Origin of the sequence: Azospirillum isscasi (assembly GCF_030849505.1) — a bacterium.
GTDB classification, from domain to species: domain Bacteria; phylum Pseudomonadota; class Alphaproteobacteria; order Azospirillales; family Azospirillaceae; genus Azospirillum; species Azospirillum isscasi.
The window spans coordinates 93,687-101,796 of sequence record NZ_JAUJFI010000003.1 but is presented as its reverse complement, the minus strand read 5'-3'; the positions used below and the strand labels follow the sequence as shown (position 1 = coordinate 101,796).

The 8,110-nt window shown below is 68.3% G+C and carries 8 protein-coding genes and 2 tRNA genes; 8 read left to right on the top strand and 2 right to left on the bottom strand.

The features are described 5' to 3' along the window. The first annotated feature begins 339 nt into the window (after positions 1–339). From QSG27_RS01880 to QSG27_RS01860, 5 genes are all read left to right on the top strand, one after another. Positions 340–588 carry a DUF1127 domain-containing protein gene (locus QSG27_RS01880; protein ID WP_306703454.1) on the top strand — a complete coding sequence of 83 codons (249 nt, stop codon included), beginning with the start codon at positions 340–342 and terminating at the stop codon, positions 586–588. A gap of 4 nt (positions 589–592) precedes the next feature. Then, complete coding sequence (locus QSG27_RS01875) at positions 593–1,009, top strand: GNAT family N-acetyltransferase (RefSeq protein ID WP_306703453.1); 417 nt, start codon at positions 593–595, stop codon at positions 1,007–1,009. Positions 1,010–1,019: 10 nt separating this feature from the next. Beyond that, positions 1,020–1,814 (top strand): PhzF family phenazine biosynthesis protein, encoded by a 795-nt coding sequence (locus QSG27_RS01870; protein WP_306703452.1) that lies wholly within the window; start codon positions 1,020–1,022, stop codon positions 1,812–1,814. Between the two features lie 48 nt (positions 1,815–1,862). Further along, complete coding sequence (locus QSG27_RS01865; RefSeq protein WP_306703451.1) at positions 1,863–2,318, top strand: MaoC family dehydratase; 456 nt, start codon at positions 1,863–1,865, stop codon at positions 2,316–2,318. A 118-nt stretch (positions 2,319–2,436) separates the two neighbouring features. Continuing rightward, complete coding sequence (locus tag QSG27_RS01860; RefSeq protein ID WP_306703450.1) at positions 2,437–3,723, top strand: Hsp70 family protein; 1,287 nt, start codon at positions 2,437–2,439, stop codon at positions 3,721–3,723. A 154-nt stretch (positions 3,724–3,877) separates the two neighbouring features. On the opposite strand, the gene glnA is transcribed toward QSG27_RS01860, so the two are convergent. Both glnA and QSG27_RS01850 read right to left on the bottom strand, forming a co-directional pair. Further along, the gene (gene glnA / locus QSG27_RS01855; RefSeq protein WP_149166428.1) at positions 3,878–5,287 is read right to left on the bottom strand and encodes a type I glutamate--ammonia ligase; all 1,410 of its coding nucleotides are present in this window, start codon (positions 5,285–5,287) and stop codon (positions 3,878–3,880) included. Between the two features lie 241 nt (positions 5,288–5,528). Next, complete coding sequence (locus QSG27_RS01850) at positions 5,529–5,867, bottom strand: P-II family nitrogen regulator (protein ID WP_014240107.1); 339 nt, start codon at positions 5,865–5,867, stop codon at positions 5,529–5,531. A 317-nt stretch (positions 5,868–6,184) separates the two neighbouring features. On the opposite strand from QSG27_RS01850, the gene QSG27_RS01845 reads away from it, so the two are divergent. The 3 genes from QSG27_RS01845 to QSG27_RS01835 all read left to right on the top strand — a co-directional run bounded on the left by QSG27_RS01845 (position 6,185) and on the right by QSG27_RS01835 (position 8,023). Next, positions 6,185–6,260, top strand: a tRNA-His gene (locus QSG27_RS01845). Positions 6,261–6,369: 109 nt separating this feature from the next. Beyond that, positions 6,370–6,445, top strand: a tRNA-His gene (locus QSG27_RS01840). A 111-nt stretch (positions 6,446–6,556) separates the two neighbouring features. Next, on the top strand, positions 6,557–8,023 hold the full coding sequence (locus tag QSG27_RS01835; protein WP_306703449.1) for an NAD(P)H-hydrate dehydratase: 1,467 nt from the start codon (positions 6,557–6,559) through the stop codon (positions 8,021–8,023). The last annotated feature ends 87 nt before the right edge of the window (positions 8,024–8,110 follow it).

The following is an 8,110-nucleotide window of genomic DNA, read 5'->3' as shown; positions in this document are numbered from 1 at the left end:
AGCTCGCCGTCATGGGCGCCCTCTCCCTCTACCTCAACTTCATCAACCTCTTCCAGATGCTCATGCAGCTCATGGGCGACCGCGAGTAACGCGGACACCGACAAGCGCCTTCAAGGGCCGGCCGCTTCCCGCGGCCGGCCTTTTTCATGCCTGCACGGCGCTGCGCCCGCGGACGGGACCTGTCCGAAGGATCTGTAACCAGTGGGTGTGGCGCGCGGGATACATCCGATATCGGAAATGTAATGGTGACAATAACGACATTGACCGGGCCGATTGCACCGACATAATCGCCATTGTCTCGATTGTTCGGGGCCGAATGTTTGACGAAGGAGGTTCACCATGCGCACCACAGAAGCGACCCGCCCGTCCGGATCGTCCTCGTTCACGGCCGTCCTCAAGGTCATCGCGCGCGCCTTCGCCGTCGGCATCCGCCCCGTGTGGTTCGTGCTGGAACTCGGCCTGAACGGTTACGAGCGGTGGCGGCAGAGGCAGGCGCTGATGCGGCTGGACGACCATCTGCTGAAGGACATCGGCGTTTCCCGCGCCGATGTGGATGCCGAAGTCCGCAAGCCCTTCTGGCAGGGTTGAGCCAATGAGCGCCGTTGACATCCTCTACGCGGTCGAACCCGATCTGACCGCCGACGCCTTCATCGACGTGCTTTACCGCTCCGGGCTGGCCGAACGCCGGCCCGTGGCGGACCGCCCGCGGGTGGAGGCCATGCTGCGCAACGCCGGCCTGATCGTCACCGCCCGCGGCGCGGACGGGGCGCTGATCGGCGTCGCCCGCTCCATCACCGATTTCGCCTTCTGCTGCTACCTGTCCGACCTCGCCGTCGACCGCGCCTTTCAGGGGCGCGGCGTCGGGAAGGAGCTGATGCGCCGCACCCGCGCTGCGGTGGGGGAGGGCGTGACCTGCCTTCTCCTGTCCGCGCCCAAGGCGGTCACCTTCTACGAGGCGGCGGGGATGGAGCGGCACGCCCAGGCATTCCTGTTTACCGAAAAACCCTAAGGGGGCTCTGTTGCGCCTTCCCATCTATCAGGTCGATGCCTTCGCGGACGCGGTGTTCGCGGGCAACCCGGCGGCGGTCGTGCCGCTGGAGGACTGGCTTCCCGACGCGACGCTCCAGGCCATCGCGGCGGAGAACTTCCTGCCGGAAACCGCCTTCGTCGTCCGCCGGGGCGACGGCTACGAGCTGCGCTGGTTCACCCCGGCGGTGGAGGTCGATCTGTGCGGCCATGCCACCCTGGCCTCCGCCTTTGTCATCGCGACGATGCTGGAATGGGGCTGCCCCCGCATCGACTTCACCACCCGCAAGGCCGGAACCCTCAGCGTCACCCGCAGCGGCGACCTCTACACGCTGGATTTCCCCAGCCGCCCGCCGGACGTGCTGGAGGCGCCGCCCCCCGGCCTGCTCGACGCGCTGGGCGGGCCGCCGCCCGTGGCGGTGCTGAAGGCCCGCGATCTGGTCGTCGTCTATGACGACGAGGCGGCGGTCCGCGGTCTGACGCCCGACATGGCCGCTCTGGCCAAGCTGGAGGATTACTTCGCGGTCATCGTGACGGCGCCGGGCGGCGGCGGGGTGGATTTCGTGTCCCGCTTCTTCGCCCCGGCCCAGGGCATTCCGGAAGACCCGGTGACCGGTTCCGCCCACTGCACGCTGATCCCCTATTGGGCGTGGCGCCTCGGCAAGGAACGGCTGAAGGCCCGGCAGGTTTCCGCCCGCGGCGGCGCGCTGACCTGCGAACTGGCGGGCGACCGCGTGAAGATCGCCGGGAAAGCGGTTCTCTATATGGACGGCGCCATCTACATTTAGCCGCGCGGGTTTCCGCAAGGAACAAACGGGACGGGGAAGGACGCGGGCATGGCGGGGCGTTGTTTCGAGGATTTCCGCATCGGCGACGTGATCGAGACCGAAGGGGCGACGGTCACCGACAGCCAGATCATGGATTTCGCCCAGCGCTTCGACCCGCAGCCTTTCCACATCGATGCGGTGGCCGCGGCGGAGGGGCCGTTCGGCGGGCTGATCGCCAGCGGCTTCCATACCCTGTCCCTGACCTTCCGCCTGTTCCGCGACACCGGGGCCATCACCGGCACCAGCCTGGGCGGTTCGGGCGGCGACGAGTTGCGCTGGCTGCGCCCGGTGCGTCCCGGCGACACGCTGCGCGTCCGGGTGGAGGTGGTGGAGACCATCCCCTCCCGCCGGGGCGACCGCGGCACCGTCCGGCTGGCCTACACCACACTGAACCAGCATGGCGAGGCGGTGATGACCATCACGCTGAATCACCTCGTGGCGACCCGCAGCCTTCCTGCGGAATAGGCCGGCGGAATAAGCCAGCGGAATAAGGAGGACAAGCGCGGGCCGTCCCGTCGCGCGTCTTGATCCGCAAGCCCGGCCCCTGTATAGCCTCGCCCCTTCCAACACGGCGGGGGTTCCCATGACGGCTTGCGGCCTCGATTTCGGCACGTCCAACACGACGCTCGGAGTGCGGACGGCGTCAGAGGGGACGGCGGGGACGGGTGCGGGCGGCTATGCCCTGTTGCCGCTGGACGGTGCGCGGACCACCCTGCCCAGCGCGGTCTTCTTCGATTTCGAGGCCGATGCCGTGGCGGTCGGGCAGGCAGCCATCGACGCCTATGCGTCGGGCGTCGAAGGACGCCTGATGCGCTCCATCAAGTCGATGCTGGGCACCGACCTGATCGACGCCGACACGGCTCTGCGCAAGGGGCGCATCACCTTCCGCGCGGTCATCGCCACCTTCCTGGCCGCGGTGAAGGAGCGGGCGGAAACGGCGCTGGGCGGCGAGGTGACCGACGTGGTGCTGGGACGCCCGGTGCATTTCGTGGACGGCGACCCGGCCGGCGACGCCGCCGCGGAAGAGACGCTGGGGGAGATTGCCCGCTCCGTCGGTTTCCGCGGCATCTCCTTTCAGTACGAACCCATCGCCGCCGCGCTCGATTATGAACAGCAGGTGGACCGGGAGGAACTGGCCCTGATCGCCGACATCGGCGGCGGCACCTCGGACTTCTCCATCGTCCGCATCGGGCCGGAGCGGCGCGGGCGGGCCGACCGCAGCGCGGACATCCTGGCCAACGACGGCATCCGCGTCGGCGGCACCGACTTCGACCGCGACCTGTCCCTGGCGACGGCGATGCCGCTGCTGGGCCACGGCAGCGCCATGAAGCGCCCCGGCCTGCTGGCCCCGAAGCACCTGTTCCTCGATCTGGCGACCTGGTCGAAGATCAACTTCCTCTACACCGCCAAGGCGATGGGCGACCTGGAACGTCTTCTGCGCGATTCCGCCACGCCGGACCGCATCGAGCGGCTGATCGGCGTGGTCGAGCACCGGCTGGGCCACGCACTCGCCATGGCGGTGGAGCGCACCAAGATCGCCCTGTCCGACGGGCCGGAGGCCGGGCTGCTTCTGGATTGGGGCGGCGGCGGCATGACGCGCCCGGTGTCGGTGGACGAGCTGAACGGGGCGACGGCGATCCTGGCGGGCCGCATCGGCGGGCGGGTGCGCGCCTGTCTGGCGGAGGCCGGCACCCCGGCGGCGGAGATCGACGCGGTGTTCCTGACGGGCGGCTCCACCCTGCTGCCACAGGTGCGGGCGGCCATCCTGGCCGAACTGCCCGGTGCCCGCGTGGTGGAGGGCAACATCTTCGGCTCGGTCGGCACCGGCCTGACCATCGAGGCGGGGCGGCGTTACGGCGGAACCGCCTGAGGCATTTTTAGAAACCTGGACAAGAAAAGGCCCACCGACGCTGCCGCCGGTGGGCCTTTTCGTATTCTGCTCCACGCTTCGGCCCTCCGGCGGTGGCCGCCGCGCCGCGAGGGCAGGGCAGACACCGTGATCCGGCGGACCGGTAACCGATGGATCAGACCGAGTAGTACATCTTGTACTCGATCGGGTGCGGCATGGTCTCGAAGGCCAGCAGCTCCTCGGTGCGCAGATCGATGTAGGACTCGATCATGTCCTTGGTGAACACGTCGCCCTTCTGCAGGAAGGCGCTGTCGGCCTTCAGGCTGTCCAGGGCTTCGCGCAGCGAGCCGCAAACCGTCGGAACCTTGGCCAGCTCTTCGGCCGGCAGGTCGTACAGGTTCTTGTCCATCGCGTCGCCCGGATGGATCTTGTTCTGGATGCCGTCCAGACCGGCCATCAGCAGGGCGGCGAAGGCCAGGTACGGGTTGGCCGACGGATCCGGGAAGCGGACCTCGACGCGCTTGCCCTTCGGCGAGGCGACGTACGGGATGCGGCAGGAAGCCGAACGGTTGCGGGCCGAGTAGGCCAGCAGAACCGGAGCCTCGTAGCCCGGGACCAGACGCTTGTAGGAGTTGGTCGTCGGGTTGGTGAAGGCGTTCAGCGCCTTGGCGTGCTTGATGATGCCGCCGATGTAGTACAGCGCCAGCTCCGACAGGTCGGCGTACTGGTTGCCGGCGAACAGCGGCTGGCCTTCCTTCCAGATCGACTGGTGCATGTGCATGCCCGAGCCGTTGTCGCCGAAGACGGGCTTCGGCATGAAGGTCGCGGTCTTGCCGTAGGCGTGGGCGACGTTGTGCACGACGTACTTGTAGTACTGCATGTTGTCGCCGGTGCGGACCAGCGTGTCGAACTTGATGCCCAGCTCGTGCTGCGAGGCGGCCACCTCGTGGTGGTGCTTCTCGACCGGCACGCCCATCTCGGCGAGGACGCTCAGCATCTCGGCGCGCAGGTCCGAACCGCTGTCGACCGGAGCGACCGGGAAGTAGCCGCCCTTGACGCCCGGACGGTGACCCAGGTTGCCGTCCTCATAGTCCTTGTCCGAGGTGTACGGGCCTTCCTCCGAGTCGAACTCGTAGGACACCTTGTTCATCTCGACCTTGAACTTCACGTCGTCGAAGACGAAGAACTCGGCTTCCGGACCGAAGTAGGCGGTGTCGCCGATGCCGGCCGACGCCATGTACTTCTCGGCGGCCTTCGCGATGCCGCGCGGGCAGCGGGCGTAGGGCTGGCCGGTCGACGGCTCGTACACGTCGCAGAGGATGTTCAGCGTCGGCTGGGCCGAGAACGGGTCCATCACGGCGGTGGTCGGGTCGAGCTGGAGGATCATGTCCGACTCGTTGATCGCCTTCCAGCCGGCGATCGAGGAACCGTCGAACATGATGCCGTCTTCGAACACGTCCTCGTCGATGGTCGAGACGTGCTGAGCGGTGTGGTGCAGCTTGCCGCGCGGGTCGGTGAAGCGGAGGTCCACGTACTTGACGTCGTGTTCCTTGATCAGGTCGAAGACCTTGCTGATGTCGGACATATCTCTTTTTCCACGCTTAAGAGGTTTGGGTCCCGCTGCGTCAAACCGACCGGGGGGCGGGTGACGGCGCTCGCGGCGGACGTTATGTCATGCCTTTCCCGAGCACACAACGTGGCAGCACAAAAAGTCGCGCCCGGAGGGGCGTACACGCACGGATCGTTCCACGCGCGGCGAGTCGGTCTGCGTCGGTTGTGGGCGGGGCTGGTTCATGTTGGCCGGTGGTCGGGTTTCCGGGACGCGATCAGATCGCGTCGCCTCCCTTCTCGCCGGTCCGGATGCGGACCACTTCTTCCACGGGGGTGACGAAGATCTTGCCGTCGCCGATGCGGCCGGTGTGGGCGGCCTGCTGGATCGCCTCGATCGCCCGCTCCACCAGGGAGTCCTCCATCACCACCTCGATCTTCACCTTCGGCAGGAAGTCGACCACATACTCCGCGCCGCGGTACAGCTCGGTGTGCCCCTTCTGACGGCCGAAGCCCTTGGCCTCGGTGACGGTGATGCCCTTGATGCCGACCTCGTGAAGGGCTTCCTTCACTTCGTCGAGTTTGAACGGCTTAATGATGGCTTCGATCTTCTTCATGGGTCTCTCGTGTACGAGGTGCCAACGCCGGCAGGCACCGTCCACGGCTCTGCCGACATTCCGATGTAAAGCACGTTGCGTGCCAAGCGGACCGGTTGCGGCCCGGCTGCGTGGGATGCCGGGCCGCATCGGGCCGATGCCACCGGGGGCGGCATGCGACTGCCAACGGATGCGGCGAAGTGAACAATATTTGTGCATAACCTGCAAGCAATCCGCGCAGCCCGCCCCTTCGGAAGCGGTAGACGAGCTTTTTCCGGATCGGGAAAATAGGGCTTGACCCGACCCGTCCCTTGGGGCAAATAGGCGGCCCCGCTGCGGCGATGGTAGCTCAGTTGGTAGAGCCCTCGGTTGTGGTCCGAGTGGTCGTGGGTTCGAGTCCCATCCATCGCCCCAGTCCCCCTCATCGGCAGATGCCCGTCTTTCGTCGGCTGTACCCGCTGGCGTTGCATCGTCCGATCCGGTGGTCAGGGGTTTTGCAGACGGAACATTCCGTCTTTCGGTGGCGGTGGTAGCTCAGTTGGTAGAGCTCTCGGTTGTGGTCCGAGCGGTCGTGGGTTCGAGTCCCATCCATCGCCCCATTCCTCCTTTCCAATTCCCGTGCCATTTCCCATGCGCCCGGCTTTGCGGCGGTCACCGCGGCGCTTATTGTGCCGATGGACGGTGATGTGGGACTGCGGCAGGTGGAAGAAATGGACGAACTTCTTTCCATTGCGGAAATGTACCGGGCCGACGCGCTGACCATCGCGGGCGGGGTGCCGGGGCCTGTGCTGATGGAAGCGGCGGGCGCCGCGGTGGTGCGCGCGGTGTGCGAGCGCTGGGCGCCGCACCCGACCGTCGTCCTGTGCGGGCCGGGCAACAACGGTGGCGACGGGTTCGTCATTGCGCGGCTTCTTTTGGAAGCGGGCTGGCCGGTGCGGCTGGCCCTGTTCGGGTCGCGTTCCGCCCTGCGCGGCGACGCGGCGGTGGCGGCGGGGCGCTGGACCGGGCCGGTGGAGGCCGCCGACCCCTGGCTGCTGGAGGGCAACCCGCTGGTCATCGACGCGCTGTTCGGGGCCGGGCTCGCCCGCCCGCTCGACGGCATGGCGAGAGAGGTGGTCGAGGCGATGGAGGGGCGCACCGTCGTCGCGGTGGACGTGCCGAGCGGGGTGCACGGTGACAGCGGCCAGGTGATGGGGGTGGCCCCCATGGCGGCGCTGACCGTCACTTTCTTCCGCCGGAAGCCCGGCCATCTGCTGCTGCCGGGACGTGCCCTGTGCGGCGAGGTGGTGGTCGCCGACATCGGCATTCCCGACACGGTGCTGGACAGCGTTTCGCCTCGAACGCTGGTGAACGGCCCCGAACTGTGGCGCCGCCGTTATCCGTGGCCGCGGCTCGACGCGCATAAATACGCGCGGGGGCACGCAGTGGTGCTGGGCGGCGCGCGGATGACCGGAGCGGCGCGCCTGTCGGCGCGGGGCGCCCTGCGGGCCGGGGCGGGGCTGGTGACGGTGGCCTGCCCGCCGGACGCGGTGCCCATCTACGCCGCCGGTTCGCCGAGCCTGATCGTGACGGATGTGGCCGATGCCGCCGCCTTCTCGGCCCTGCTGGCCGACCCGCGCAAGAACGCGGTGCTGCTGGGCCCCGGGGCGGGCGTGGGCGCGGAGACGCGGGCGCGCGTTCTGGCCGCGCTGGAGGCCGGAAAGGCTTGCGTGCTGGACGCCGACGCGCTGACCAGCTTCGCCGAGTCGCCCGCCGACCTGCTCGACCGCCTGAACGGACGCTGCCTGCTGACCCCGCACGAGGGCGAGTTCGCGCGGATTTTCCCGGAGATCGCAGTGCCGGACGGCGGCAAACTGACGCGCGCCCGCGCCGCCGCGGCGCGCTGCGGCGCCGTCGTGCTTCTGAAAGGCGCCGACACGGTGGTCGCGGCGCCGGACGGGCGCGCCGTCATCAACGCCAACGCACCGCCGGATCTGGCGACCGCCGGGTCGGGGGACGTGCTGGCGGGCGTGGCGCTCGGGCTGATCGCTCAGGGAATGGATGTTTTCGACGCCGCCTGTGCCGCGGTCTGGCTGCATGGCGAGGCGGCCACCGCGATTGGGCCGGGTCTGATCGCCGAGGATTTGCCGGATGCCTTGCCGGGGGTGCTGAAGCGGCTGAAGGCGGGCCAGCGCTGACTCCGCCCCTTGCGGCGTATGTCCGGGCGGACAGGGGGCCATCCCCTTGGGGTTGGGCTCAAGCTATGGCTTGCCGAGCGCGACCCC